Source organism: Bacillus cereus group sp. BfR-BA-01356 (assembly GCF_022663635.1).
GTDB classification, from domain to species: domain Bacteria; phylum Bacillota; class Bacilli; order Bacillales; family Bacillaceae_G; genus Bacillus_A; species Bacillus_A cereus.
Genome location: NZ_JAKUFX010000011.1, coordinates 59,426 through 86,294, shown reverse-complemented (window position 1 = coordinate 86,294; position 26,869 = coordinate 59,426). Strand labels below are relative to the sequence as shown.

Below are 26,869 nucleotides of genomic sequence, written 5' to 3'. Positions count from 1 at the left end.
GATGAACCAATAGTTAAATGATATAGCGTTGTATGAATACTTTATGAAGACGTTTAGCCACTTCCTATCGAATCCAGTGGATTTATTTTCAAAATCCTCTAGCAATATTTTTTGAAAATGTCCCCTTGACTTTTCATAGTTGGTCTTTCTTCACAAAATGAAGAAAGGGCATAACCTTCCACCCGCAATATTTAATTGCTACTTTATTTTACCATTTTCATATGTATTACAGATAAAACAATACAAATTTAACAATCCACTTATAAAAAAAGCGAACCATCTCCCAATGATTCGCTCTTACCCTATTATTTTTTCTTCACCGGTATCCAAAGCTCTACTTGTGCAAACTCACTCTTATCTTCGTGGCAACGCTCATCGTATAATTCAAACTCTGTAACGCCGCAATGTTCATAGCCTGAATGCGGAAACCATTCTGAGAATACTGCATTCCAAATTTGGTGGATAGACGATACCATTTCTTCATGAGGAACTTTCGGCGTTGTAAATACTGCATATGTTGCTGCCGGGAAAGTACGCTTTGCAATTTCATTTGGTACATTTTCAAAGTCTGTAACTTCCATTCCGATAATATAAGTGAAGTCTCCTGTTTCTAAATTAAAATCAGTACATAATCCAAGCTCTACCCATTGGCTCGTATCTTTACGATTCGGAATCGTCGTTCCAAGATCTTTTTGTAAATATTCTTGCCAAAATGCTGGAATGTCTTGATGGTTTTTCCCTTCTTTACTTGTCGTCTTCAGTTCATAACCCGCCACTAAAAATTCTGGTTTATTTACAATACGATATTCCATTTGTATGCCTCCTAAATACGGATTTAATTTTCTTTGCTTTACATTCACTCTGTAATACATCGGTGTTTCGATTTCTTGTTTTCGATATTCACTCGGTGTCATTTGAAATAATTTTTTAAAGGCTCTCGTGAACGTTTCGTGAGATTGAAAGCCATGTTCAAACGCGATATCAATAACTTTTTCATCCGTATGAGAAAGTTGATAAGCTGCCCGGGCTAACCTCCTCTTTCGAACATACTCCATTACCGTATCACCTACTAATGCCTGAAATACACGATGAAAATGAGACTCAGAAAAACCTGCAACCCGCGCTAAATTACGCAGCGTTTGTTTTTCCATTACATCTTCCTCAATATAATCAATTGACCTTTGAATTTGTGTTTCATAGCTTTCCATCTCTGTTCACCCGCCTTATATGTATTATGATAAAAGAGAACGCAATCCAATTCTTGACGTTTTTTACTATAATTCCATAAAAAATTGTAACTTTTTTATATGTATTTCGTTGTTATGTATGAAGGGAGGGAAATGTAGTGAAACGTAAACAATCATTAGAAGAAATTTACTCAGAGCATATGCAAGATTTATTTCGCTATCTTCTCTCCCTAACCGGAGATTCCCACTATGCGGAAGATCTCATGCAAGAAACATTTTACCGAATGCTCGTCCATATTGACTATTATAAAGGAGAAGAAATTAGGCCGTGGTTATTTACAATTGCCTACAATGCCTTTATCGATTGGTATCGAAAAGAAAAAAAGTATAAAACAACTACAGTGGAAGAATTCCATTTACCAAACGTGCCAAGTACAGAACATGAATATTTCGTAAAACATGAGATTGCTAGTTGGTTAGACAGTTTATACGCTCTTCCGCTCGAAAGACGAAATGTCCTACTACTACGAGATTACTATGGATTCTCCTATAAGGAAATAGCAGAAATGACTGGTCTCTCATTAGCGAAAGTGAAAATTGAATTACACAGGGGACGGAAAGACACGAAAAGCATAAAGGAGTGATACGGATGGGTTGTACAGAATTTAAAAAACTATGGAAGAAGTATGAAAATGGAACGCTCACGCATGATGAACAAGAACTGTTAGAAAGTCATATTGAGTCATGTGAAGAGTGTGAAGCTTACTTAGATGAGCTGTTAACAAAAACAGAACCAATTAAGAAAAAGTTACCCCCAAAAAATCTTAAAATTCCTTTTTGGAGAATTAAGTGGAAACATCGTTTACAAACGTTTGGTTTTATATTATCAATTTGCATCGTTATCTATATAATCGGCGGGGTATTATCAGCCTTTTATTTTCAAGCTAATAATGATAAAAGGCTAGAAGAAATTAGAGAGGTTCCTTCGCTTGCACTTGAAGCAACGATCCCAAATAGCCGTGTTATGGGAGGTGGAACAAGTGTAGAAGCTTTTTTCCGTACGAATAGCCAATTTGATTTAGTACGAACCGTCGGTAAAAAAGAAATGCCCCTCGGTACAATAGAAACAAAAAGCTTCTTATCATCTGTAGATGTTACGAAGCGAACTTGGATGAATCCGTTCTATCAACCAAAACTCTTCTTTGTTCATCCAAAAACAGAGCAGGGTGATTATTTAAAAGATTCATCAAAAAAAGTATGGGATACACTTGCAAAAGTACATGATGGGACCGTTGCAGAAGTAGCAATTTCTTTTGATAAAGCTTACACTTTAAAAGAATTAGAACCGCTTCTATATAGCATATTCGAGGCACAAGAACTCCCTCCAACTCCTTTATGGTACGCTTTAGATACAGGACAAGAAAGAAAAAATGTAGATGACTATATCCTACATGGCGGAGAAGCTATAGGGTTTCCAGAACATGTAAGATTCCTCGATAATGAAACTGACGGGCGGAAAACGCAAGAAGACAAAGTAACCGAAATGATGCGCGTCCTTTCTATCCATAAAAAAACGGTAAGCAAAATAGCAGCGCTTTCTGAGAAAGAACTAAACTTAGATAAACGTTATCAATATGTAAAGGACAACGGTGTAAAAGTATACGGAATTGTTATTACTGGCCCATCGAAAGAGTTATTAAAATTACAAAACTCCCCACACGTACGTTATGCGACTCTTGGAGATATTGAGATTTGGAATTGGTTTGATAATTAATAAAAAAGAAGTAGCGCTCTAAAAACGATGCGCTACTTCTTTTTTAATTCGAAATCACTTTCACATACATCCCTCTCACCGCTTTTTCATAAGCAATATCACTTATCTGTCTTATGTTTTCTGACACAACAGATGACTGAACGATTTTCCCTTCACGAAGTAACGGCGGATCAATAAGACGCACTTTATTTTTCTGATGTAAATCATAATCGTTTCTATCTTCTTTTACCTTTACATTTGGATGAACTTTGCTTAATAAAGCTTCTACTTCGGGGTCATTACATTGCTGCAATTTCGAAATAAGCTCCTCATCTTCAAGAAGAAAATCATCTGCATGAATAACCTTTTTATGAAGAGATAACTTTAACGTTTTCGCTAACATATCGTTTCCGTAAATATTCATTGGTTTCATAAAGAAATCAATTACTTCTTTGTAATACGTTTCTGTAAACCATTCTGCCATTTCAACACTTTGAACAACCATTTTCCCCTCTACTGCGATAATATCCTCTAAAAATCTATGAACCTCTTCTAAAGAAATATATCCGTATGTATACATATCTCGTAACGTATAATCTACTCGATCTGCGCATAATTCGGGCGCTGACCTTTCCAGTAATGTCCACTTCAAATCATCTAATAAAATATCTTCATAGTTATAACCATGCTTCGCAAGGATCGCTGGAATTTCTGAGTTTTTCACAACAGAACTAAATATCTCTTCATGATAACTTTCATCTTCATTATCAAAAACGTAATCAATCACATGGGAAAAAGCAGTATGTGATACGTCATGCAGTAAACTAGCAATCTGTTCTTTTACTGAACCACCTAGTTTTTTAACTAATAACATAACACCAACTGAATGATCAAAGCGCGTTACATTCCATTTCTCGTTCATTAAGTAACTTGCGCCATTTTGATGAATTCCCTTTAGTCTTTGCATAGACTTACTTGAAATTAATTCTTCTACTACTTGATCCACTTCAAATTCTCCGTATAGTACATCTGATATGATCACTTACAATCCCCCTTTATTTTAATCGAGTCTTATAATCGTATCTCTTTTATGAAATTAGCACCAACATAAATATTTATTTTTATTTGTTTTTATTAAAAAAAATAGAGAGCCATCAACTCTCTATTTCATAACCCCTATTCAAACGTAACTTCTACCTGCACAATCTCCGACCTACTACCAAGTCTAAGCGGGGGTCCCCAAAATCCAAATCCAGAAGAAACAATTGCGTGGAACGCACCTTTTTGTGCGTATCCCCAGTCTAGCTCGTACATTCTTCTCGTTACAATATGATTGGGCGCCATTTGTCCGCGGTGCGTATGACCGGATAATAATAAATCTACACCTGCCGCTGCTGCTTGTTTCAACTCAAATGGCTGGTGATCCATTGCGATAACAGGCATCGATTTATCTACCGTACTCATTAATTGTTCAAAGCTTTGACGATCTCGCTCTGTTTTATCTCTTCTTCCAACGAGATAAAAGTCATCTTCAATTGTAATTACTTCATCTAAAAGAATACGAATATCAATCTTATCCATCTCTTGTAAAAACTCTGGAACCGCTCTGCCGTAGTATTCATGGTTTCCTAATACGCCATATACGCCTAATGGTGCTTTCATTTGTTTCATGATTGGTCCCATATTCTTTTGAATGAACACACCTGGATGATCATCGATAATATCACCTGGCAGTAAAATAATATCAGGTTCCATCTCATTTACATGACGAACAAGTCTTTTTAAATGCGAAACGCCAGACAGTTTACCGAAATGCATATCAGAAGCCATCGCAATGCGTAAACTTTTACGCCCCTCTACCTTTTTCGGTATGTGCACCTCGTACTTTCTTACTACCGGACTATACGCATTAAATACTCCATACGCAAAGATAAAGATAAATGCAGCTATCACAGCCGCCCCTGTCCAAATAATTGCCGCTTCTTTCTCTACTGAAAACTGTAAAAGAAAGACCATAATATTAGCTAATGGCAACAACATAAGCGCGTATTGTATGACCGCGAACCAAATTGAACCGATCGTTCGTAGAAATGGCAAAAACTTAAACACTTGCACGAGAATGTACGCATATGAAATAAATGCGACTATAAAAGCATAATATCCCCAAGATTCCCAGCCAAATACCGCATGAAGCCAAACCCATCCGTTCCAGCCGATGTAAAACATAAGTAGTGTGTATATAATTAATATGGTAAATATATTGAGATAACGAAGATTCTTCACAGCCAGCCTCCTTATTGATTTCTTTTATTATAACTTGTTATGCACTTATAACGTAAATATTAAGCGCTTCAATCTTCATAATAAGAACATTGATAAACATATTATCTTAAAATTTTTAAGAACGGCTGTAATGGACATTTTTGAGTCTTAAGTGTTGGATGAAATTCTATTATCTTTATCGTTCAAAACTCACCTATGCAATTATGCATAACCATCCATTCCGTTTTATTTTCATGTTACGATATAAATGTAATACGACATATATCGACAAAGATAAAAGGAAGTGATTGTATGAAACGTTCTAAAACATACTTAAAGTGTTTAGCATTATCCGCTGTTTTTGCTAGTAGCGCTGTAACTCTTTCAACACCTGCTGCTTACGCTCAAACGACGTCACAAGTTGTAACAGATATCGGGCAAAATGCAAAAACACATACGAGCTATAATACATTTAATAATGATCAAGCTGATAATATGACAATGTCTTTAAAGGTAACTTTTATCGATGACCCGAGCGCTGATAAACAGATTGCCGTTATTAATACAACTGGTAGTTTTCTAAAAGCAAATCCTACTATAAGTGATGCACCTATTGATAACTACCCAATCCCTGGCGCTAGTGCAACATTACGTTATCCTTCACAATATGATGTTGCATTTAACCTTCAAGATAACAGCGCTCGTTTCTTTAACGTAGCACCTACAAATGCTGTAGAAGAAACGACTGTAACATCTAGCGTATCTTATCAACTTGGTGGCTCTGTTAAAGCTTCTGTAACGCCTAATGGCCCTAGCGGTGAAGCTGGTGCAACTGGTCAAGTCACTTGGTCTGACTCTGTAAGCTATAAACAAACTAGTTATAAAACAAATTTAATTGACCAAACAAACAAAAACGTAAAATGGAACGTATTCTTTAACGGATATAACAATCAAAACTGGGGTATTTACACACGTGACTCCTATCATTCTTTATATGGAAACCAACTTTTCATGTACTCTCGCACATACCTATATGAATCTGATGCAAAAGGTAATTTAATACCGATGGATCAACTTCCAGCATTAACAAATAGCGGTTTCTCTCCTGGTATGATTGCTGTTGTTATCTCTGAAAAAAATACAGATCAATCTAACTTACAAGTCGCTTATACAAAACACGCCGACGACTACCAACTTCGTCCAGGCTACACATTCGGAACTGCAAACTGGGTTGGAAACAACGTAAAAGACGTTGATCAAAAAACATTTAATAAATTGTTCACACTAGATTGGAAGAATAAAAAATTAGTAGAGAAAAAATAAAGTAAAACTTTAATGAGTGGGGGGCTTCATCCCCTACTCATTATTTTATTAGTTAAATCAATCGGGTATTAACTGGTATTTTAAAATTTCACATGTTATATTGTGATGCACATTTTGGAATTAATGCAGCAAAATATATAAAGATTATAAAAAATGCACTCAATAATTTCGGTGCATTTTTCATTTCATGTTTTATCGCTTTTTATTTTAATTCATAATATTCTTCAATATCATCATCAAACTCATCCCACGCTAAAGACATAATTGGATATGCATCCTTTGACGGTACCTCTATATTTTTATATACAAGGCAAATACGTTCTTTTGGATAACTCTTTTTCTTTAATGGAAACACTTCTATGTACTGAAATCCTTTTTGAAAATATTGATTTAATCCTTCTTTCATTCCCATCGTGAGAATTTCATCTTTATCAGGAATATTTCGTCCAATCCAGTCACATAACATCAATACTGGATATGCATTTCCAGCATACTCATTCACACCCAAGACTTTTAGTATAATGTACTGCCCGCTTAATAACCGATACGTAATTACATCTCCAATTTCCAGCTCAGTTTTTAGAATTACTCTTCTTTTTACCTTTTTCGGTTTTGGGAAAGGTGAAACTAAATTCTTTTTTAATTTCTCCAAAACAAGCTCTCTTTTCTTCTTTAATTCCGGTTCTCTCCACCATCGTTTTAAATCTGATTTACTTTCAATAATACAAATGGCTTTTTCCTTAACTTGAGGATTCAATCTTCCTAGTTCCCATTGAATTGCAGCCAACGCTAGCCAAAAAATATTTTCTTCATGTTTTCGTAAAGATGAAATATATGTATTCACCATCATCTCAGTAGCTTCTTCTGAGCTATAGCCTTCACTAATCAAATCTTGGAAATCAAACTTTATATCTTCAGATAGATTATCTTCAAAAATACCTACTCCTGATACATACATTCGGCACCTCTACTCACTAGATTTATAGTAAATCAAATTCACCTTCACTAGGATAAATCTGTACATAATCTTCCTCATCGTTTTAAAGATTCGAATCAATAAATATACTATATAATCATACGCCCTCAGAATATATCCTTATATTTTTGGAGTTATTCTACACATGCAAAACTCTCTAATCATAGCTACGCTCGTATTAAGCGCATTGTTAAAAATTATATAATCTTTCATTCTGTAATTAACGGAACTTTCCATCAGATGTACGATTGCCATTCGCATCATATGTTAATGATTCATTTCCGAATTTGACAAGCTGATTTCCATCATTGAATGTTGCCGCTATAGATTTTGTTTCTTTTCCATTCTCTACAACTTTCACACTTGTACGGTTTCCAAATCCATCATATGTGTATGATTTAGTTGTTCCGTTTGGTAATGCTTCATTTAATAGTTGGTTGATCGGGTCATATACAAAGTTTGTTTCCGTTACTTTTCCGCCCGCACCTTCATGTTTAATCTTCGTACGGTTACCCGCTTGGTCATATTCATATCGTTCAGAAAGAAGAATACTGTTTGATGTACCTACTACTAAATCTTTAATTTTGTTCGCATGGTCATAGTTAAAGGTAGAACCTGAACCATTTCCGGCTGTATACGTACGAACATTTCCTTGATCATCATAGTCAAATCGATACGTTTGAGAACCGTCTGTTACACTTATACAGAAAATGCACCTCTAACTGTTATTTTTGTCTAACAATTAGAGATGCACTTCCAAATTTAATCTGTCTTCCTCTACTAGTCTTTTCTATCTACTTTTCTTCACTTTTCTATATCAATTCATACATCTTGAATATTTAACTAAATACTTTATAGTAAATTAAATTCACCTTCACTAGGATAAACCTGCACATAATCTTCCTCATCGTTCACATAAGCAATCTTCACACCATCTAACAACTGCTGATTTTCTAGTTCATCTAGAATTGTCTTCAACGCTTTATCAACGTCAATTACAAAGTTAAATATGTTAATTGTCCCGCTACCAATATCTCCACCGTCGCAATGGCCATTTCCAGACCATCCCAATGCTTCATCCATAATCTCTTGAACTTGTTGTCGTTTTTCCAACGCTGCTTCCAACTGATTGTCTTTATAATGATATTGTAAAACAAATTCTATCAATTCTTCCTCATCGAGTTCCTTATAACCATCCGCCAAATGTTCATCTGCTAACTCTTTCATTTCTTTTTCAACACGTTGAAATGGATACAGTTCTATTTCATACATTTCACCTGTATCACCAACACAGCCGCAATGTACAATTAAAGTTTTCTTATCTTCTTCCCATACTTCCCAGTACAACATTTTATCTATGCCTTGCTTAATTAGTTTAATCAAATGTATACCCTCTCTCTATATTTATAATTAACTGCATAATGTTTCGCCTCAAGTTCTGCAATAATTGCTCCTGTTAAATTTTTATTTTCTCTTCCAAAATAATTTTGTTATTAAACATGAATTTCTTCTTTCCAACTACTAGATTTAGATTGAACTACTATTAGATTTTCACTTTCCCATTTTAATGTACCCAAAAATCTTGCATACACCATTTCATTTCCTACCTCTTCCACCAATAGTTGATCTCGAATCTTTAATCCCTTTTCATCATACACTTCACATCGTAGTTGGAAACCTTTAACACGATGAATTCCTTTTAATATCGCTATCTTCTTACGGCTTGGGCTTTTCTTAGGTGTCTTCCCAACTAAAAATATTCCTTCATAGTTTTGCTTCACAATTTCATCTAAAGATTCCTCTATATACCCTTTAACAACAGATGATGAAAGAGTAGAGTTTTCTTCAAGTCCAGGGACAACATATTGGCGTACTAATTTGCAAAACTCTTTGTATTTCTCTTCAACTGAATTTAATGCTAAAAAGTCCATAAAATCATATGGAACATATATACGAATTTCACCCAAAGCTCTATTCACTTCATATGAAATATCAGTGTTTTCGTTAGCTAAACAAAAGACAGTTACTTTTTCAATCTCTCTTAATCCCATCTCAAACTCGCTAACTTTCTTTGAGAAAATTAGCTCAAAAATTCTAATTTCATGTACAAGCAAATAATGTTTTTTAGGACGTTTTTTTTTCCAATCGTAAAACTTTACTTCAAGCAATATAATTCACTCCTTTAAATTTATCACCATGGCATCGGGGACCTATGATACTTTCTATCAAACGTCACTCCCCTTTTACCTATTCTATTTACATGTCCCTGTTCCCATTTATATGCTTTTGCTCTGGTCATATTTTTCTTCACAACACGCGTGTAATGTTTTTGACCGTATTTAGCTGTCCATTTATTTGCTTGGCTTGTGGCCCTAGGAGATGTACCGGCTTTTGTTATACGAGAATTACTAATACCTACTTTTACTACATGCTTTTTCCCTTTATCTTTTATATATATCTCATAACCATGATTATTTCTTTTACTTGACAGGGAATTCCCATGCCCCTTAGGCCTCTTAGCTTTCTTAGCAACCTTAGCAACTTTTGTAACTTTCTTATACGTCTTATAAGCTTTATATCCTCTATAAAGAAGTACACCACCTACAATAACTGGATGATTTCCATCCGCATCTACTTTCATTACTGGATTGTTATGAGCATATGTATAAGCATTTTGAGTAATTGGATCATCTTCATCCCCTGGATCTGGATCAACTGAAATAAATATACCGTGATCTGGATGATAGTATCTCGCCATTAAATAATAGATGCCTATTTCTTTATCATACATGTATCCCGCATATCCAAACGGATTATCTGCTGCAATACCTTTTGTATCACTCTTTAATACATTACCCCATGCATCGTATTCATAGTTTGCTACAACCTCTTTATTTTGGTCCGTCATCGCAATGACATCACCACGTGGATTATAGTGATAATATAATGTTTGTTCATTTGATTTCATCGCTAAGCGTACACCATCTGCTGAATACACATAATGACGAAGAACTTTTCCACTTCCATCTGTTTCATATAATGGATTAATACTATCTCCATCATAGAAGTAACGTGTTACTTTTCCATCTATATTCTTTTCAATACGACGATCATCATCATCATATTTGTATGTTGCGAATGCATTGCTCTCACCTTGTTTTGTGATCGCTACAAGTTGGTCATCTTCATTCCATGTATACTTATACTTCCCATCAGATGTACGATTTCCATTCGCATCATACGTTAACGATTCGTTTCCGAATTTTACAAGCTGATTTCCGTCATTAAAGGTTGCCGCTATAGACTTTGTTTCTTTTCCATTCTCTACAACTTTAACACTTGTACGGTTTCCAAATCCATCATATGTGTAAGATTTACTTGTTCCGTTTGGCAATGCTTCATTTAATAGTTGGTTAATCGGGTCATATACAAAGTTTGTCTCTGTTACTTTTCCGCCCGTACCTTCATGCTTAATTTTCGTACGGTTACCGGCTTGATCGTATTCATATCGTTCTGATAAAAGAATACTATTTGATGTACCTACTACTAAATCTTTAATTTTGTTCGCATGGTCATAGTTAAAGGTAGAACCTGAACCATTCCCAGCCGTATACGTACGAACATTTCCTTGATCGTCATAATCAAATCGATACGTTTGCGAACCGTCTGTCACACGAATGTTTTGATCTAGCGTGTTGTAGTCGTACGATACTTTATTTGTATATCCACCTTGCGTTACTGTTTGTTCTTTTAGTTTTTCTGTCTTACTGTTTGCTTTATCGTGATATGCCCAGTCAATTTTTCCGCCTCGGCTATCTGTTGCGCTTGTAACGCGGTCAGCCTTGTCGTATGTTTTCGTGCGTTCTACGCCGTTGACAAGATCTTTCACTTTCGTAACTTGTCCATTTTGATCACGTTCAAATGTAAATGAATCTTTTCCGTTGCGCTTTTCGCCAACGACGCGATCTGCTGTATCATATACAGACTCTAAAATAGAACCGTTTGGCATTTTCGTTTTAATCTTGTTTGCATTTTCATCGTACGTGTTTTCAATACGACGGTTTAACGCGTCGATATACACTGTATTTTTATTATCTACATCATATTCATATTTGTGTGTTTGCGTTTTCCCACCAAACATGACAGATTTCTCTGTTGTATTTCCATTATGATCATAACGATAATTTACAGAGGTACCATTTTTTAATGTAACCTTCGTTAATAGATTATCTTTGTTGTAATCATATAGTTTTGTATTTCCTTTTTCATCGGTTTCGCTCTTTTTATTTCCGGATGCATCGTATGCGAATGTATTTTTTTGTCCTTCTTCATCATACGTCGCAACAACATTTCCATCGTTGTCGTACTCATTTTTTATAAGAGCATTTCCTTCTAATAGTCGTATATCATCAAACCAAACTTTTCCTTTATTCTCTCTTCTAAAGAGCAGATAAACTTCCATACGTTTAATTGGTTTAGTGGCAGGGATTACAACCGCACTACGATTCCAATCATTTGTCCCACTTGGGAATTTCGCTTGGAAATTTTCCCCACTACCATCTTGATAATGTACATCCGCCCAAATAGAGTAATCTCGAGAGAGTTTGTCTGGTGCAGTATTTTCTACATTTACTGATTTAGACATTCCTGTTAGCGTAATTGGTTCTGCTTTTTTCTGATTTATAGTGATATGCTTGCCATATCCTACATCTGAACCACCATATTGGCTACGCTCTAATACAATAGATGAATGTCCCGTAAAGCTCTCTTGCTGAGAAACATCTTTCGGATCACAGCTTGTTCCATCTCCTCGAATCCAACCTGGCATACAGCCATTTCCCGCCATATTTTCTAAACTACTATTTTCAATTGGGTTAAAGCTAGAAGAAACTTCACCTTTTTCTAGTTGAATCTTATCAAACCAGACAGAACCACTCGTAGCAGAACCGCCATTTTCTACTTGTAAATAGATTTTTACTTTTCTCGTTTGTTCTGTTGTTTTAAAAGTAACTTGACGGTTAACCCATTCCCTCGTTCCTTGAACTTTATTGTGACGAGTATCATGCCATCCACCATCTATACCAGCACCGTTTTCATTTAATAACTGTACATTGAAGAAACCAGCACCATTGGCTAAATCCGTTTTTATCATACCACTTAACGTATACGTTGTATTTGGTTCTAACGTTACTTCTTGAATTGCAGCAATATAGCCCCAATCATTATTCGTTGCTTTTGTTGAAATTTTAAGTGATGATTCTCCGCCCAGACCACCTGGTGCCGGTGTTGCATCTTTTATAATAGATCCAGAATTATTCGCATTTACTGGTACCCATTTTTCCGTACCATTCATTTCAAAGCTTGGATTTTGAATCAGGTTTTCTCCTGTTCCTAGTTCTTTACTTGTTTCAATTGGGTTTCCATGTTTATCATGGAAGGTGACGGACGACGTGTGTGCAGCTTGGTCAGTTTCAGATACTTCTGTATTTGCTGCTTTATAAGCAACTGTTGTTTTACGATCTTCGTTATCTGTCGCTTTTATAAGCCCGTTGTCTTTATTGTACTCAAACTTTTCTGTTCCCGTTTCATCAGTAACAGAAGTTAAATTCCCATTACCATCATAGGTCGCTGTTTCTGTTTGATTTTTAGGAGTTGTTGTTTTTACTAGGTTATTTGCATTATATTCATACGTCGTTGTTAAATTTAGACGTCCAGAATCTTCAACTGTTTTGACTGGATTTCCAGCATCGTTATACGTATAAACAGTCTTACGTCCTTTAGGATTCGTTAACGTAACTTCTTTCGCATCTGTATTATATGCTAATGTTGTAGCTTTCCCTAATGGGTCCGTTACTTTTACTAATCTATTATTCTCGTATGCATACGATGTTTTATATGGTTTTGCATCTGTATGTTGCGGGTCATAAATAGATGTTAGCAAACCATTATCATATCCATATTTATATACTTTTCCTTCTGGAGTTGTAGAAGAAACAAGTAAATCTCCATCATATTTAAATGTAATCGTCTTGCTATCTGGGCCGATTACTCTTGCTGCTTTTTTATTATTTCCATCATATTGTACGACTAACTCTTTACCAGAAGCATTCTTTACTTTTGATAAACGTGATTCCCCATCATACTCATATGTCGTCGTATTTCCATATTTATCTTTTGTATACTCGATACGCCCTTGTGCATCTCCAGATTTATAGAAAGTAACCGTTTGGTCTTTATCTTTTATTTCATATCCGCCTGATACTTGTTTAATTTCTAAATATATACCTGTAGGAGCTTGATACGTATTATCTCCCGTTCTAGTAAAAGTAATATTTGCGCCATCGGCAGAAATTAATAGTAGGTTTCCATTTCCTTCAGCCAAAATTCTTTCTTCTAATCCACTAGACCACCCTGTACCAAATAAACCTACTTTTTTACTTTGACTATTATACGTTCTTTCTACTGATACATCCGGTCCGCGCCCTGATAACGTAATATCTTTCTCACTCATAATAAAGTTACCATTTGTAGCATTTACTGTACCATTTAGTACCGGAACTGATGCCCAGTAATCAAACATCCCTATAAACCCAAAGTCTTGAGCAAATTTAGGTACAAACTCATGCGAAATTTCACTTTCAGCATGTCCGGCTTTACTATACGCTGTTACACGGAACCAATAATTTTTAAAGCCAGCATAAATTCCGCCAGAATTCTTATACACAGGTGATGGATCAACTGCTAATTCTGCACCTTTTTTATCATGATGAAGTAAATATTGGCCTTTTGCAATTTCATCTTTCGTTGGCCAAATTTTCTCATTTTGCGTTGTCCAATTTGTTTTATTTCCTACATCGAACGCTTCGTAATCTTTTCCGTTATAAATCCAAACTTTATAGCCTGCAGCCGCTGGAACTGCATCCCACTTTAATGTGACATATCCTGTTTCCTTATCTGTCGCATTAATGTAGGCCGATCCGTCTGGCTTTTTCACTTGTTCTAATGGAATAAATGGAACTATTTCATCTGAAAGTGGACTATCCCCAAACGGATACTCTGCTACAATACGAATCCAGTAGCTACTTCTTCCGCTATAATCCCCGTACGGACCTCCTGACTCGTAAGCATTTTTATATATTTGTCCTGGGTTAGTAGGCGCTTCTGCACCTTTCCCGTCATCATGTATCCAGTAACGCCCTTGTGCAATTTCTTCTGGCGTCGGGAATATCTTTTTATCTTTCGTCGTCCAGCTTGTCACATTCCCAACAGGAATATATTCATAGTCATATCCATTAAAAATGGCAACTTTATAACCTGTTGCTCCTGGAACTGCGTCCCATTGTACATTGAAGTGACCAGAACCACTCCCACTGCCATTTGAGTAAGCTTGTACTCTTGGCTTATTTGGTTTTGCGTAGGAATATTTCACTTCCAAGAATGGTGCATTCGTTCCATTTTCAGCTGCAATGAATTTCTTCCAATGGTTTTGACCATTACCATTTGCATGTAGCTTAAAGCCATTGTTTGGTCTCGCGCCTTCTACCCATGCTTTCACTGTATTCGTTACATTGAACTGGGCCCATTTTCCGCGGCCCACATCAGCGTGTGCAATGTTGTTAGAACCTGGTTTGTTATTCCAGTTTACACTTCCAACATTCCATCCACTTGTTACTTCATCTAACCAAACACCATTTGGTTGATTCGCATAATAATGCCAAACTGCATAGGCATGGAATGTTGCACTTTCAATCTTTGCACCCTTTAAGTTTGAAACATCTGGTTTAATAAATGAAAAATTAGTTCCAGATGTTCCATCATAATATCCAACTTTTAACGTATAAGCATTTTGACCTGAATCCCAAAGTTTTCCTCCTGAATAATTGACAGTTGGATACGCACTTGAAGCGTAAGCATTTTCAAAATTATCCAATTCAATTGAAGGATCTACATATACCGGATATTTTCGCTCTGGTGCTTGTAACCACTGCGGGTCTGCAGTAACAGTTAATGTATATGTTTTTTCATCTTTCTTCTCAATATTGTAGCGAACCGCATCTGACGTTACAGCCTCACCTGATTGCTGATCCACATTGGAATCATTCATATATGGTTTCGGCAATGTGAATACTTTTTCTTTTTTCTCATCTTGGAAGTCGATTGAACCATCTTCCTGTAAGCTAGGTGTTAAATCTGTTTCTAATGCAAATGTAAAAATGTGGTGTCCTGTATACTCACGTAATACAAAATCTTCTTTTACATTTTCATTGAATGTCGTACTCTTTAAATCAATATTTGGGAAGACCCCTTTATACCATACTGTATTATTTTCATGTGTTGCGGTTACTGGCGATGGCTTTATTTCACCTTTTTCACCATTTGCACTTATTAGTTTATACTGAATAGTATGATCTTTTACTTTAAATTGAACGTACTTTCCATCTTGTGTCGCTTTCTCGAACTCTGGTTCTAATGTTGTATTTTCCGTTACAATTTTTTCATTTGGTGCTTCTACTAATTTTGGTGAAACCTCTTCTAGCTTTCCATCTTTCTCTGCATGAATCGGTTCCGTATATACCCTCTTTGTAAAAGTACCATCATTGTTATCAAAAACCTTTTCGGTTTCCGTTCTTTCTTCTACAATCTCAGTCGGACTCGCCTGTGCTTTAGCCTTATCCTTCTTTAATTGATCCGGATGTGGAGCTGGTAATTCCTGCTCCTCTTTCTTTTCCATTTCTGGACTTTGTTCTGAATTTGGAGATGGTGTAAACGGTGGTGCCGTTTCTGCCAACCCATTCAGTGGTATAGAAGTAACAATTAATGCAACTACGATAAGTTGTATTAAATACTGATACCACTTCCTTTGTTTCTTACCTTCCATAAACTCACCTCACTGAAATATTTTTAACATATATAATGTTACATATCACAATTTATATAAACTAAAGAGTAAAGTAAATACAGTTTTAAAGTTTTGAAGATTTTGTGCACAAAATACGACAATTTAATAACAATTTTTAAAATATCATTACAGATAATTAATTCTGTTATATAATTTAAGATTACAATAATCACATCTATTATTATTTACTAACGATAGAATATGAACATGATTCAACTAAACTTTTACATTCACTTTTGTTCTAGTATTCCAATGAAGCTAATACATTGAGTTTCATTGGAATAGCGTAAATGTGGGTCTTCTAATTGTAATAACTGTGTTTAAGAAAGTAAGAGAAATATCTTCATTACTACTCGTATCAAATAGTTGTTTGAACACGCTTCGCTATTATATATACAAACTTCCTACTACATTTCATATGAGAAAAAGTTATTACGATAAACAAAGAAAAGGTCTCCTAAAATATCTTTTAGGAGACCTTTTCTTATTAATAGATTTTGTAATTTAAGAGTGAACACTCTTAAATTACAAAATCCTCCGGAATAAACACTTTCACTTCTTTCGGCTGTACGTATACGAAATCACCCGCTTGAATGTTCAGCTGCTTGAACTGTTCTTTCGTAATTTCTGCTTCTAAATATTCATCTGTTCCGTCTCGTTTTAATTCTACATATACGATATTTCCGACTGCGTGAGAATAAGATACTTTTGCCGGGATTGCATCTATGCTTTGTTTCGTACGAGAGATTGATAAGTCATGCGGCCTTACGTAGGCTATTCCGTCTACGTTGGAAACGTGCTTATGCTCTGGTGCTTCTAGTTCGACCGATCCTACATTTAGCTTTCCTTTATGAACGCGGCCGTGAAATAAATTTACATTTCCTAAAAAATCGTAAACGAACGGGCTTGCTGGGTTTTCATATACTTCTTCCGTTGTTCCCATTTGTTCAATACAGCCTTCATTCATTACAACGATGCGGTCTGCAACGTCTAACGCTTCTTCTTGATCATGCGTTACGAATACGCTCGTAATTTGAAATTCGTCATGTAATTTTCGGAGCCATCTTCGTAATTCTTTTCTCACCTTTGCATCGAGTGCACCGAACGGTTCATCAAGTAATAAAATTTTCGGTTCGACTGCAAGTGCCCGGGCTAGTGCAATACGTTGACGTTGTCCACCAGATAATTGCGCTGGATAACGTTTAGCAAAGCCATCCATTTTTACGAGCTTTAATAATTCTGTTACCTTTTCTTCTATCGCTTCTGCTGAAGGTCTTAAGCTTTTCTTTCTTACTTTTAAACCGAAAGCGACATTCTCAAATACATTCATATGTTTAAAGAGCGCATAGTGCTGAAAGACGAAACCGACTTGCCTGTTTTTCACGTGAATGTCTGTTAAATCTTCTCCATCAAATGAAATAGAGCCTCCATCCGCTTCTTCTAATCCTGCAATAATGCGTAATAACGTCGTTTTCCCAGAACCTGACGGGCCTAATAAGGCAACAAGTTCGCCTTTTGGAATATCCAAATGAATGTCTGTTAGTGCTTGAAATGTACCATATTGCTTTGATACACCTTGAATTTGAATACTCACCGTCATCCCCCTCTTATTGTCGTTTTTCCATTCGCCATTCAATCCAGTTTTTTATAACGAGTGTAAACACTGCAATTAATGACATTAACGTCGCTACTGCAAATGCTGCTGAAAATTGATATTCATTGTACAAAATTTCAATATGGAGCGGCATCGTGTTCGTAATGCCACGCACGTGACCTGATACGACAGAAACGGCTCCAAACTCACCGATAGCACGGGCATTACATAGAATCATGCCGTACAAAAGACCCCATTTGATATTTGGAAGTGTAACGCGCCAAAACATTTTCCAGCCACTTGCGCCAAGTGATAAAGCTGCCTCTTCTTCACTTTTCCCTTGCGCCTGCATAATCGGAATTAATTCACGTGCAACGAACGGGAAGGTTACAAAGATTGTTGCGATAATAATGCCTGGTACAGAGAAAATGAGTTTCACTCCATGTTCAAGTAACCATTCGCCAAGAGCACCCCTCGGTGTGAAAAGTAAACCGAATACTAATCCTGCGATAACTGGTGACACAGCAAACGGCAGTTCAATAAGAGAGAGTAATACTTGTTTTCCTTTAAACTGAAACTTTGTAATAAGCCATGCCGCTGCGATTCCGAATACCGTATTCAGCGGTACAACGATTAACGCAACGAGAAGCGTTAACCTAATTGCTGAAAATGCTTCTTGATCAGTGATAGCGGCAAAGTATACATCCATCCCTCTTTCAAAGGCTTTTAAAAAAATAGTTATGAGTGGCAGTAATAGAAAGAGAGATAAAAATAAAACTGTAATCGTAATTAATACGCCTGGTACAAGCTTAGATTCTTTTTTAGCTGATACGCTTTTTACTATTTTCTTTTCTAATACTGTTGGTTCCATTTTCTCTCCCCCTATTCACTTTTTAGTTCATGCCTTCTACTCCAGCTTTGAATCATATTAATAAGAAGAAGGAAAAGGAGAGAAATAATAAGCATCACGGTCGCTACAGCTGTTGCCCCCGCATAATCATATTGTTCTAGTTTCGTCATAATCATCAGTGGTGCAATTTCTGTTTTCATCGGCATATTACCTGCGATGAAAACGACAGATCCATATTCTCCTAATGCTCTTGCAAATGCGAGTGAAAAACCGGCAAGAAGAGCGGGAAAGATTTCTGGTAAAATGATTTTCACAAATATTTGCAAGCGGGATGCACCTAAACTCGAAGCTGCCTCTTCTACTTCTTTATCAATATTTTGCAGTACTGGTTGCACCATTCGAACGACAAATGGTAAACCGATAAAAGTAAGCGCAACGATAATTCCGAGTGGTGTAAAAGCTACTTTTATATGAAACAGACTAAATATTTTCCCAATCCATCCATTTTCTGCATAAAGCGTTGTAAGTGTAATACCAGCTACAGCTGTCGGAAGTGCAAACGGTAAATCAATGAGTCCATCTAATAGTCGTTTCCCTGGAAATTTGTAGCGTACGAGCACCCAAGCTATTAATAAACCGAAAATGGCATTTACAATAGCCGCTACCAATGAAGTTGTAAAACTAACTTGATAGGAATGCAACACACGCTCGTTCGTTATAACCCCAGCGAACTTCTTCCAACCTAACTGTGAAGTTTGAATAAATACGATAGAAAGTGGTATAAGTACGAATAAACTCATGTACAACATTGTAAATCCAAGCGATAATCCAAACCCTGGTAAAACACGTTTCTTCCTCATCCTCTTTCACCTCATCCCCCTTTAGCAGTACGCATTATTTTTGATAAATTTTATCGAATACGCCGCCGTCATTAAAGTGTTTCTCCTGTGCTTTTTTCCAACCACCAAATAGTTCATCTACAGTAAATAATTGAACTTTCGGAAATTGGGATGCATATTTTTCTGCTACTTTTTCATTACGCGGACGATAAAAGTTTTTTGCCGCAATTTCCTGTCCTTTTTCTGAGTACAAATATTCGAGATACCCTTCTGCTACTTTTTTCGTTCCTTTTTTATCAACGACTTTATCTACAACCGCTACTGGTGGTTCTGCAAGTACACTAATAGAAGGGGTTACAATTTCAAATTTATCTTTTCCAAGCTCTTTTTGGGATAATAACGCTTCATTTTCCCATGCGATTAATACGTCACCAATTCCTTTTTCAACAAATGTTGTCGTTGCTCCGCGCGCTCCTGAATCTAATACTTCTACGTTTTTATAAATTTGGCTAACAAACTCTTTCGCCTTATCTTCACTATTATTATATTTTTTCAATGCGTATCCCCACGCCGCTAAATAGTTCCAACGTGCTCCGCCTGATGTTTTTGGATTTGGTGTAATGACAGACACACCTTTTTTCGTTAAATCATCCCAGTCTTTAATTCCTTTCGGGTTTCCTTTTCGAACAAGAAATACAATTGTTGACGTGTATGGAGTGGAATTATTCGCAAGTCGCTTCTGCCAATCTTCTGCTAGTTGTTTTTTCTTACTAATGGCATCAATATCATAAGCAAGTGCTAGTGTAACAACGTCTGCTTCTAAGCCATCAATAACAGAACGCGCCTGACTTCCAGATCCCCCGTGTGATTGTTTTACATTTACTGTTTGCCCGTGCTTCTCTTTCCAATACTTCGCAAAATCTTTATTAAAATCTTGATATAACTCCCTAGTTGGATCATAAGAAACATTTAAAAGCTCAACTGTTTTTTTATCCCCACTTCCTTCAGAATTACTAGTGGATGTTGCCGAACCACACCCTGATAAAAGTACAACTGCTGATAATAAAACACCTGTACTTTTCATAAACGCTGCCTTACCCCACTTTTTCATCGTTAAGCCCCCTTAGTTTATACAATAGAAAAAGGCACACAATATATTCACAAATGTGAACATTGTGCGCCTTCAGTTTATCTGATTAGCTTCTAATGTATTGTATTCGATTTCTTTTCATTTTAATTCTGTAATTCATATGTGTCAACTTGGATTTTAAATTTTCTTGCTAAACTAAAATATTGGCATACTTCGAGCCCAATGATTTTTCAAATCAGCAAATTCTTTTGGTAACTTACTATTTTCATTCCATTCTAATTTATATGCATTTACTAACACCGTAGCCATTGATTCACGGTTCATTACTCCATTTTGATTAAAATTACCGTTCTTATCATTTTCAGAGTTCATCCATAATTTCACAAATAAGATATTGCACTCGCCGTAAGCGTTAATCCCTTCTGTTCTATGTATATCTCCTCCTTGTTGGTCATATGAAGCTTTAAATATATGGCACCACAGCTTAATCAATGCACAAAAAAATGAGGCAACCACCTTCAAAGATGGTTGCCTCATTTTTACACTTGCATCGCTTTCTCTCTCAATGCTCTTCTTAACAACTTACCAGTCGTATTCTTCGGTAATTCTATTAAAAACTCAATGCTTTTCGGCACTTTATATTTCGCTAAATGTAACGTGCAGTAATGCATTAGTTCTTCTTCTGTTACGTTTGCTTGCTTCAAAACGACGTACGCCCGCACAGCTTCTCCTAAGTTTTCATCAGGAACACCGATTACAACAACTTCCGCTACTGATTCGTGCGTATATAATACTTCTTCTACTTCACGAGGATATACGTTATAACCGCCAACTAAGACGATATCTTTTTTACGATCCACGATATAGAAGTAACCTTCTTCATCCATTTTCGCCAAGTCACCTGTATATAGCCAGCCGTCTTTCAATGTCGCAGCTGTATCTTCTGGTGCATTATAGTATCCTTTCATAACGTTAGGTCCGCGAACGATTAATTCGCCGACTGCGCCGACAGGTACTTCTTCCCCAAGTTCATTTACAATTTTATTTTCTACATGCCAAATATTTGTGCCAATCGACCCTGGTTTACGAGGACGATCTAGCGGATTGAAACAAGTAACTGGTGATGCTTCTGATAAACCGTATCCTTCTGAAACAATAACGTTAAAACGTTTTTCAAAGTTTTGTAGAAGAGCAACAGGCATCGATGCACCACCGGAAATACAAAGACGAAGCGTCTTCACATCTTCTGCGCTTGCTTCTTCAAATAAATATAAATAATTGTACATCGTCGGTACGCCAGCAAAGATCGTTGGTTCGTACGTACGACAAATACGGAATACTTCTTTCGGACTAAATTTCGGTAACATTAAAATCGTTGCCCCGTTCACAATCGGTGCATTTACCGCAACTGTTAAACAGAATACATGGAACATAGGCAGTGCCGCAACAACACGGTCATCAGCCGTATATTGTAAATACGAAGCCACATCGCTCGCATTACTATATAAATTTTTATGTGTAAGCATAGCGCCTTTCGGTTTTCCAGTTGTGCCCGAAGTGTATAGGATAACCGCTACATCTTCTTCATCTAGTTCAGGACCTTCGTAAGTTGTATCTCCATTCCCCACAAAACTAGTAAACGTTTTCATTTTTTCGGTTTCTGTATGGTTAAAATCTGATGAGGTTTCGCATATGATGATGTTTTCTAATGAAGGAAGTCTTGTTGTAAGAGATTGTATAACAGGTAGAAGGACGTCGAGTACGATGATTGTTTTTACATCTCCATTTTGTAAAATATAATGCATTTCGTCTGCTGTATAAATTGGATTAACTGGAATAACAGTTGCTCCGGCTTTCATTGTTCCGTATAAACCGACCAAAAAATGTGGTGAGTTCCCAACAACTAATACGACATTGTCCCCTTTTCCAATGCCCATTTCTGCTAAATTGCCAGAAAACCTTGTGACCATTTTGTTTAATTGGTCATATGAGACCGACTGATCCATAAATATATAAGCCGGTTTATCCCCCTTCTTTTTTGCCGTTTCAGCCAAAGATTGAACGAGATTCACAAAAACCCCACCTTTATAAAATTTAGAATATTTAAAAATTCTAAATTAATTATATTAAAAGAAAATTAAAGTGGCAAGTGATATTCTATTAACTGCATATAGACAGACCACCTTCTCTTAGTTTACTTTGGAAAAATAAGGGGATTTTATTTGTAAGTAATTTATGAAACTAGACCAGAAATCATTTTAGGATAATATGCATTCATCTTTTCTCTAAGTTTATTAAGTTCCTCTTTATTTAACGTCGTATGCTCGCCGTGCAAGTTAAGAGCGTCCGCTCCATCTTCATGAAAATACACCGTAACATATAACGTCGGTAACCCTTTGTTGTTTTCATCTATTGATAAGACGACATCTGGTGTTTTATTAACAGTGCTGAATGTTTCATTTCTTTTCCACTTCTTATTTTGAAACATGTCTTGTATATCATGTATCTTTCGTTTGTTATCTGTATGCGTAAAATATATAACATTATCCTCAGCCGGTTTTCCGATAGACAAAATTGTACGACTTGAGGGCAATCCACTGTTACACGCTGTCATTCCGATGACGAAGCTGAGTAATAATAAAACGTACATCACCCTTTTCATATCAATCCGCCTCCTTTTGAATATATATATTCCTTTATAAGAGGCAGATGTCCTGTGATTTTATGTTTTGTGGTAAATGAAATTATATGAGCGATTTTTCAGTTATATCAGCGCAGCTCGATTTATATCGGCGATTTTCCAAATATATCAGCGCAACTCGGTTTATATTGGCGATTCTCCAAATATATCAGCGCAACTCAATTTATATCGGCGATTTTTCAGTTATATCGATTTACTGACAAAACCTGACAATCTACGCAAAAAGAAAGAGGCTGCCCGTTATGGAAGCCTCCCTCATTTTTAGAAGAATAAATGTAAGAAATCTTCTGTTGTAATGTTACCGAAGTAGCGTGCAATATCTACGCCTTCTAAAGCTGCAGTGAATGCATCTTTATCGAACTGAACGCCTGTTAGACGCTCTTCGATATCATGAACATCTAGTGAACCGAAGAAGTCGCCGTAAATTTTACATTCTGTTACTGTTCCTTTTTTCACTTCAAGACGAACATCAACTTGTCCAACTGGGAAGCGGTGTGAATGTTGTAAGTTGAACTTCGGTGATTTTCCGTAGTTCCAATCCCAATTTTGGTAACGTTCTTCAGAAAGTTTGTGGATCTCTTTCCAATCATTTTCTGTTAATTCATACGTTGGGATTTCTGTTTCTCCTTCGAAAATTGTTTCTAGAAGAAGTTGTCTAAACTCCTCTGTCGTCATTTTTTCGTTTAAGAACTCTGTAATGTTCGCAACGCGGCTACGGATTGACTTAATTCCTTTTGATTGAATCTTATCCATTTTTACTTTTAACGCTGATACGACGTGATCGATTTCAGAATCAAATAGTAACGTACCGTGACTGAACATACGACCTTTCGTTGAGAACTGCGCGTTACCTGAAATTTTTCTACCTTCAGCTAAAATGTCGTTACGACCACTTAGTTCTGCATTTACACCTAATTTACTAAGCGCTTTCGTTACAGGCTCTGTGAATTTTTTGAAGTTGCTGAAACTGTCTCCATCATCTTTCGTAATAAAACTGAAGTTTAAGTTTCCTAAATCATGATATACTGCGCCTCCGCCTGATAGACGACGAACGACATGAATACCTTTTTCTTTTACGTAATCTGCATTAATTTCTTCTACTGTGTTTTGGTTTTTACCAATGATAATCGAAGGCTCATTAATGTAAAACAGTAAATATGTTTCGTTAATATCTAAATTTTTCACACAATATTCTTCAATCGCTAAGTTTATTCTAGGGTCTGTAATTCCTTTATTATCAATAAATAACATCGTATCACCTCATGAGTTCCATACGTAGCCACTATGCGCTAGCGTAATGTGACCACTGAAAATTTGTTTTGCTTCTGTTACTAAATCAGATGGGTTGCCTGTATGCGGTAAGTGCGTTAATAAAAGTTCTTTTACATTCGCATCTTTTGCAATACTTGCTACTTCTGTACTATTCATATGCCCTGCTTTTGCAGCCTCTTGATGTGCATACATATTACACTCACAAATGAAAAGATCAGCATCTTTTGTGAATGGAATGAATTCAGGAATATAACTTGAATCAGCGCTGTATACTACAGCATCATCTCCAGCTGTAATACGCATCGCAAAGCATGTAACAGGATGAACAGTTTTTAAGAATGAAATCGAGAACGGTCCAATTTGAAGTGTTTCTTCTGGATTGTACGCGATTCCTTTCGTATGCGGTTCATGTGTTAAAGAATGGAAACCATTCTCATCAAACGTATGACCGTATATTGGTAGTTCTGGTAGTTGCCTTGTTGTCGCACTCGTAATTAATCTCGCATATTGCAATACCCCAATGTCTGCAACATGATCGTGATGATAGTGCGACAGTACAACTGCATCTATATCAGACGGTGTTATATATTTTTGAAGCTGTGCTAGTACACCACTACCACAGTCTACAAGTAAACGAAAACCATCGTGTTCAAACAAATACCCCGACGTTGCTTCTCCCGCTTCTGGAAAGCCGCCCCAAAAGCCGACAACAGTCATTTTCATATGTATCCATCCTTTCTAAAACCGAGTAGAAATGCATGTTTTACTTACATCCTACATTGTTAACTATAATCCATTTCCTAAACTTTTTCATTAATTTTCAATTTTGTTATAAAACAGTTGTTGACTTTTATTTTTTGTACTAATACAATGATAGTAAGAAATGGAAATGGAGGGATTGACATGATCGATCAACCAATGGAGTTTTTCAGAAATTTACCGACGAAAACTTGTGCACACTGCGGGAAAGAAATTGATGAGCAGCACGAAGCATACCATAACAAATGTGATGATTGCGTTCACGAAGAATAGTAGTTTGTGAACAGAAAAAAACCTAGCAGACATAGTCTACTAGGCTAATAACATCTTATCCTTCATCGTTGAACCTTTCACCAAGAGCTCCAGTTCAAACTCATACAATTCTTTTTTTCGATAATTTTTCGTATGAATTTTATCCATCATTAGGTCGACAACTTTTCGGGCCATTTCATCAATTGGCTGTTCAATTGTCGTAATACCTGGTTCTGTAATCTGCGATAATATTTGATTATCAAAACCGATAACAGCGAGATCATCTGGAATGCTCCAGTTATGGCGTTTCGCCTCTGAGATAATTCCAGCTGCTACCTCATCGCCTCCTGCCAAAATCGCGGTAGGATTTTTTTTGTCCTTTAATACTTCATGGAATATTCGTTTTCCATCCTCCCAAGAGAAAGCGTTTTCAAGAAAGTCAATCGCTTCTACTTGGCGGCTCTTCTCAGTTATTGCACGTAAAAAGCCCATTTTTCGCTGCTGGCTAACGACTTTGGTTTCGTTACCACGGCAAAAAATAAGATTACGATATCCTTGATCTAACACATGCTTCGCAGCTATGTATGCTCCTTGCGCATGATCAAACTTCACTGTTGGAATATTTGCTTCCTCAATATATTCATTACACAACACGATTGGACCGTGCTGTAAGTATGGCTCTACATCTTCCCACGGATTTTCTAGTGAACATAAAATAATCCCATCTACTTGCTTCGTAGATAATAATTGTAAATACTCCATCTCTTTTTCCGGTAAATATCTTGTTTGACAAATAATCAGTTTATATTTATGTTCAGAAGCAGCAATCTCGATTGCTTCGATAAATCTACTGAAGAAAGGATTTGTAATCCTTGGAACTAGCACCGCAATTGTTTCCGTTTTTTGTTTACGAAGCCTTCTCGCCGCAGAATTAGGAACGAAGCCTAAATGCTTCATTGCTAATTGAACCCTTTTTTTCTTCTCATCTGAAACATATGGATGATTATTAATCACCCTAGAAACCGTTGTCCTTGATAACCCCGCTAATTTCGCCACGTCCTCTATAGTCGACACGAAATTCTCCCCCTTTGCATGAAAACGTTTTCTTAAAT

General features: G+C 36.4%; 22 protein-coding genes and 2 pseudogenes. 6 read left to right on the top strand and 18 right to left on the bottom strand.

Annotated elements, in window-relative coordinates; all coding sequences use genetic code 11:
• Positions 1–305: 305 nt before the first annotated feature.
• A complete protein-coding gene (locus MR168_RS06770; RefSeq protein WP_086412784.1) occupies positions 306–1,208 on the bottom strand; it encodes an AraC family transcriptional regulator in 903 nt (300 codons plus the stop codon).
• A gap of 137 nt (positions 1,209–1,345) precedes the next feature.
• On the opposite strand from MR168_RS06770, the gene MR168_RS06765 reads away from it, so the two are divergent.
• Positions 1,346–1,831 (top strand): RNA polymerase sigma factor, encoded by a 486-nt coding sequence (locus tag MR168_RS06765; protein WP_000824008.1) that lies wholly within the window; start codon positions 1,346–1,348, stop codon positions 1,829–1,831.
• 5 nt (positions 1,832–1,836) lie between these two features.
• A complete protein-coding gene (locus tag MR168_RS06760; protein ID WP_086412783.1) occupies positions 1,837–2,961 on the top strand; it encodes an anti-sigma factor in 1,125 nt (374 codons plus the stop codon).
• Between the two features lie 43 nt (positions 2,962–3,004).
• On the opposite strand, the gene MR168_RS06755 is transcribed toward MR168_RS06760, so the two are convergent.
• Complete coding sequence (locus MR168_RS06755; protein ID WP_000587068.1) at positions 3,005–3,982, bottom strand: HD domain-containing protein; 978 nt, start codon at positions 3,980–3,982, stop codon at positions 3,005–3,007.
• Between the two features lie 134 nt (positions 3,983–4,116).
• Positions 4,117–5,223: a metallophosphoesterase gene (locus tag MR168_RS06750; RefSeq protein ID WP_000793735.1), complete on the bottom strand. Its 1,107-nt coding sequence runs from the start codon at positions 5,221–5,223 to the stop codon at positions 4,117–4,119.
• Between the two features lie 34 nt (positions 5,224–5,257).
• Here MR168_RS06750 and MR168_RS33610 point away from each other — a divergent pair.
• A pseudogene (locus MR168_RS33610) lies at positions 5,258–5,371 on the top strand (TetR family transcriptional regulator); the annotation flags it as partial.
• A 143-nt stretch (positions 5,372–5,514) separates the two neighbouring features.
• On the top strand, positions 5,515–6,525 hold the full coding sequence (gene cytK2 / locus MR168_RS06745; RefSeq protein WP_000830629.1) for a beta-channel forming cytolysin CytK2: 1,011 nt from the start codon (positions 5,515–5,517) through the stop codon (positions 6,523–6,525).
• 202 nt (positions 6,526–6,727) lie between these two features.
• Here cytK2 and MR168_RS06740 read toward each other — a convergent pair whose 3' ends face one another.
• The 12 genes and pseudogenes from MR168_RS06740 to MR168_RS06680 all read right to left on the bottom strand — a co-directional run bounded on the left by MR168_RS06740 (position 6,728) and on the right by MR168_RS06680 (position 23,435).
• Positions 6,728–7,483 carry a hypothetical protein gene (locus tag MR168_RS06740; protein ID WP_086412782.1) on the bottom strand — a complete coding sequence of 252 codons (756 nt, stop codon included), beginning with the start codon at positions 7,481–7,483 and terminating at the stop codon, positions 6,728–6,730.
• 241 nt (positions 7,484–7,724) lie between these two features.
• Positions 7,725–8,204, bottom strand: a pseudogene (locus MR168_RS33880) (hypothetical protein); the annotation flags it as partial.
• A 149-nt stretch (positions 8,205–8,353) separates the two neighbouring features.
• Positions 8,354–8,884, bottom strand: coding sequence for a hypothetical protein (locus MR168_RS06725; RefSeq protein WP_086412780.1), 531 nt, complete (start codon positions 8,882–8,884; stop codon positions 8,354–8,356).
• Positions 8,885–8,994: 110 nt separating this feature from the next.
• Positions 8,995–9,669, bottom strand: coding sequence for a hypothetical protein (locus MR168_RS06720; RefSeq protein WP_059304033.1), 675 nt, complete (start codon positions 9,667–9,669; stop codon positions 8,995–8,997).
• A 23-nt stretch (positions 9,670–9,692) separates the two neighbouring features.
• A complete protein-coding gene (locus MR168_RS06715; RefSeq protein ID WP_242291209.1) occupies positions 9,693–16,379 on the bottom strand; it encodes a DNRLRE domain-containing protein in 6,687 nt (2,228 codons plus the stop codon).
• Positions 16,380–16,920: 541 nt separating this feature from the next.
• Entirely contained in the window at positions 16,921–17,994 is a 1,074-nt protein-coding gene (locus MR168_RS06710) for a sulfate/molybdate ABC transporter ATP-binding protein (RefSeq protein ID WP_086412778.1), read from the bottom strand.
• Between the two features lie 13 nt (positions 17,995–18,007).
• On the bottom strand, positions 18,008–18,865 hold the full coding sequence (cysW, locus tag MR168_RS06705) for a sulfate ABC transporter permease subunit CysW (RefSeq protein WP_086412777.1): 858 nt from the start codon (positions 18,863–18,865) through the stop codon (positions 18,008–18,010).
• A gap of 11 nt (positions 18,866–18,876) precedes the next feature.
• Positions 18,877–19,704, bottom strand: a complete 828-nt coding sequence (cysT, locus tag MR168_RS06700) for a sulfate ABC transporter permease subunit CysT (protein ID WP_001227880.1) — start codon at positions 19,702–19,704, stop codon at positions 18,877–18,879.
• Positions 19,705–19,738: 34 nt separating this feature from the next.
• Entirely contained in the window at positions 19,739–20,794 is a 1,056-nt protein-coding gene (locus tag MR168_RS06695; protein ID WP_000758695.1) for a sulfate ABC transporter substrate-binding protein, read from the bottom strand.
• Positions 20,795–20,968: 174 nt separating this feature from the next.
• Positions 20,969–21,145: a hypothetical protein gene (locus MR168_RS33595; RefSeq protein ID WP_001986183.1), complete on the bottom strand. Its 177-nt coding sequence runs from the start codon at positions 21,143–21,145 to the stop codon at positions 20,969–20,971.
• A 167-nt stretch (positions 21,146–21,312) separates the two neighbouring features.
• A complete protein-coding gene (locus tag MR168_RS06685) occupies positions 21,313–22,845 on the bottom strand; it encodes a fatty acid--CoA ligase family protein (protein WP_086412776.1) in 1,533 nt (510 codons plus the stop codon).
• A 161-nt stretch (positions 22,846–23,006) separates the two neighbouring features.
• A complete protein-coding gene (locus MR168_RS06680) occupies positions 23,007–23,435 on the bottom strand; it encodes a hypothetical protein (protein WP_086412775.1) in 429 nt (142 codons plus the stop codon).
• A 76-nt stretch (positions 23,436–23,511) separates the two neighbouring features.
• Here MR168_RS06680 and MR168_RS06675 point away from each other — a divergent pair, with 76 nt between their 5' ends.
• On the top strand, positions 23,512–23,739 hold the full coding sequence (locus MR168_RS06675; protein ID WP_242291208.1) for a hypothetical protein: 228 nt from the start codon (positions 23,512–23,514) through the stop codon (positions 23,737–23,739).
• On the opposite strand, the gene lplA is transcribed toward MR168_RS06675, so the two are convergent.
• Together lplA and MR168_RS06665 are read right to left on the bottom strand one after the other, a co-directional pair.
• Complete coding sequence (lplA, locus tag MR168_RS06670) at positions 23,736–24,725, bottom strand: lipoate--protein ligase (protein ID WP_000897287.1); 990 nt, start codon at positions 24,723–24,725, stop codon at positions 23,736–23,738. The two genes, MR168_RS06675 and lplA, sit on opposite strands and share 4 nt — an antisense overlap.
• 9 nt (positions 24,726–24,734) lie before the next feature.
• The gene (locus tag MR168_RS06665; protein WP_006916057.1) at positions 24,735–25,469 is read right to left on the bottom strand and encodes an MBL fold metallo-hydrolase; all 735 of its coding nucleotides are present in this window, start codon (positions 25,467–25,469) and stop codon (positions 24,735–24,737) included.
• A gap of 180 nt (positions 25,470–25,649) precedes the next feature.
• On the opposite strand from MR168_RS06665, the gene yhfH reads away from it, so the two are divergent.
• Entirely contained in the window at positions 25,650–25,778 is a 129-nt protein-coding gene (gene yhfH, locus MR168_RS06660) for a protein YhfH (protein ID WP_000567010.1), read from the top strand.
• A 39-nt stretch (positions 25,779–25,817) separates the two neighbouring features.
• On the opposite strand, the gene MR168_RS06655 is transcribed toward yhfH, so the two are convergent.
• Entirely contained in the window at positions 25,818–26,831 is a 1,014-nt protein-coding gene (locus MR168_RS06655; protein WP_000103715.1) for a LacI family DNA-binding transcriptional regulator, read from the bottom strand.
• Positions 26,832–26,869: the final 38 nt, after the last annotated feature.

What these genes read in the sequence shown, in the direction of transcription:
- MR168_RS06770 (WP_086412784.1), bottom strand. Translation starts at nt 1,208, where the DNA reads ATGGAAAGCTATGAAACACAAATTCAAAGGTCAATTGATTATATTGAG.
- MR168_RS06760 (WP_086412783.1), top strand. Translation starts at nt 1,837, where the DNA reads ATGGGTTGTACAGAATTTAAAAAACTATGGAAGAAGTATGAAAATGGA.
- cytK2 (WP_000830629.1), top strand. Translation starts at nt 5,515, where the DNA reads ATGAAACGTTCTAAAACATACTTAAAGTGTTTAGCATTATCCGCTGTT.
- MR168_RS06740 (WP_086412782.1), bottom strand. Translation starts at nt 7,483, where the DNA reads ATGTATGTATCAGGAGTAGGTATTTTTGAAGATAATCTATCTGAAGAT.
- MR168_RS06715 (WP_242291209.1), bottom strand. Translation starts at nt 16,379, where the DNA reads ATGGAAGGTAAGAAACAAAGGAAGTGGTATCAGTATTTAATACAACTT.
- cysW (WP_086412777.1), bottom strand. Translation starts at nt 18,865, where the DNA reads ATGGAACCAACAGTATTAGAAAAGAAAATAGTAAAAAGCGTATCAGCT.
- cysT (WP_001227880.1), bottom strand. Translation starts at nt 19,704, where the DNA reads ATGAGGAAGAAACGTGTTTTACCAGGGTTTGGATTATCGCTTGGATTT.
- MR168_RS06695 (WP_000758695.1), bottom strand. Translation starts at nt 20,794, where the DNA reads ATGAAAAAGTGGGGTAAGGCAGCGTTTATGAAAAGTACAGGTGTTTTA.
- MR168_RS33595 (WP_001986183.1), bottom strand. Translation starts at nt 21,145, where the DNA reads ATGAACTCTGAAAATGATAAGAACGGTAATTTTAATCAAAATGGAGTA.
- MR168_RS06680 (WP_086412775.1), bottom strand. Translation starts at nt 23,435, where the DNA reads ATGAAAAGGGTGATGTACGTTTTATTATTACTCAGCTTCGTCATCGGA.
- MR168_RS06675 (WP_242291208.1), top strand. Translation starts at nt 23,512, where the DNA reads ATGAAATTATATGAGCGATTTTTCAGTTATATCAGCGCAGCTCGATTT.
- lplA (WP_000897287.1), bottom strand. Translation starts at nt 24,725, where the DNA reads ATGTTATTTATTGATAATAAAGGAATTACAGACCCTAGAATAAACTTA.
- MR168_RS06665 (WP_006916057.1), bottom strand. Translation starts at nt 25,469, where the DNA reads ATGAAAATGACTGTTGTCGGCTTTTGGGGCGGCTTTCCAGAAGCGGGA.
- yhfH (WP_000567010.1), top strand. Translation starts at nt 25,650, where the DNA reads ATGATCGATCAACCAATGGAGTTTTTCAGAAATTTACCGACGAAAACT.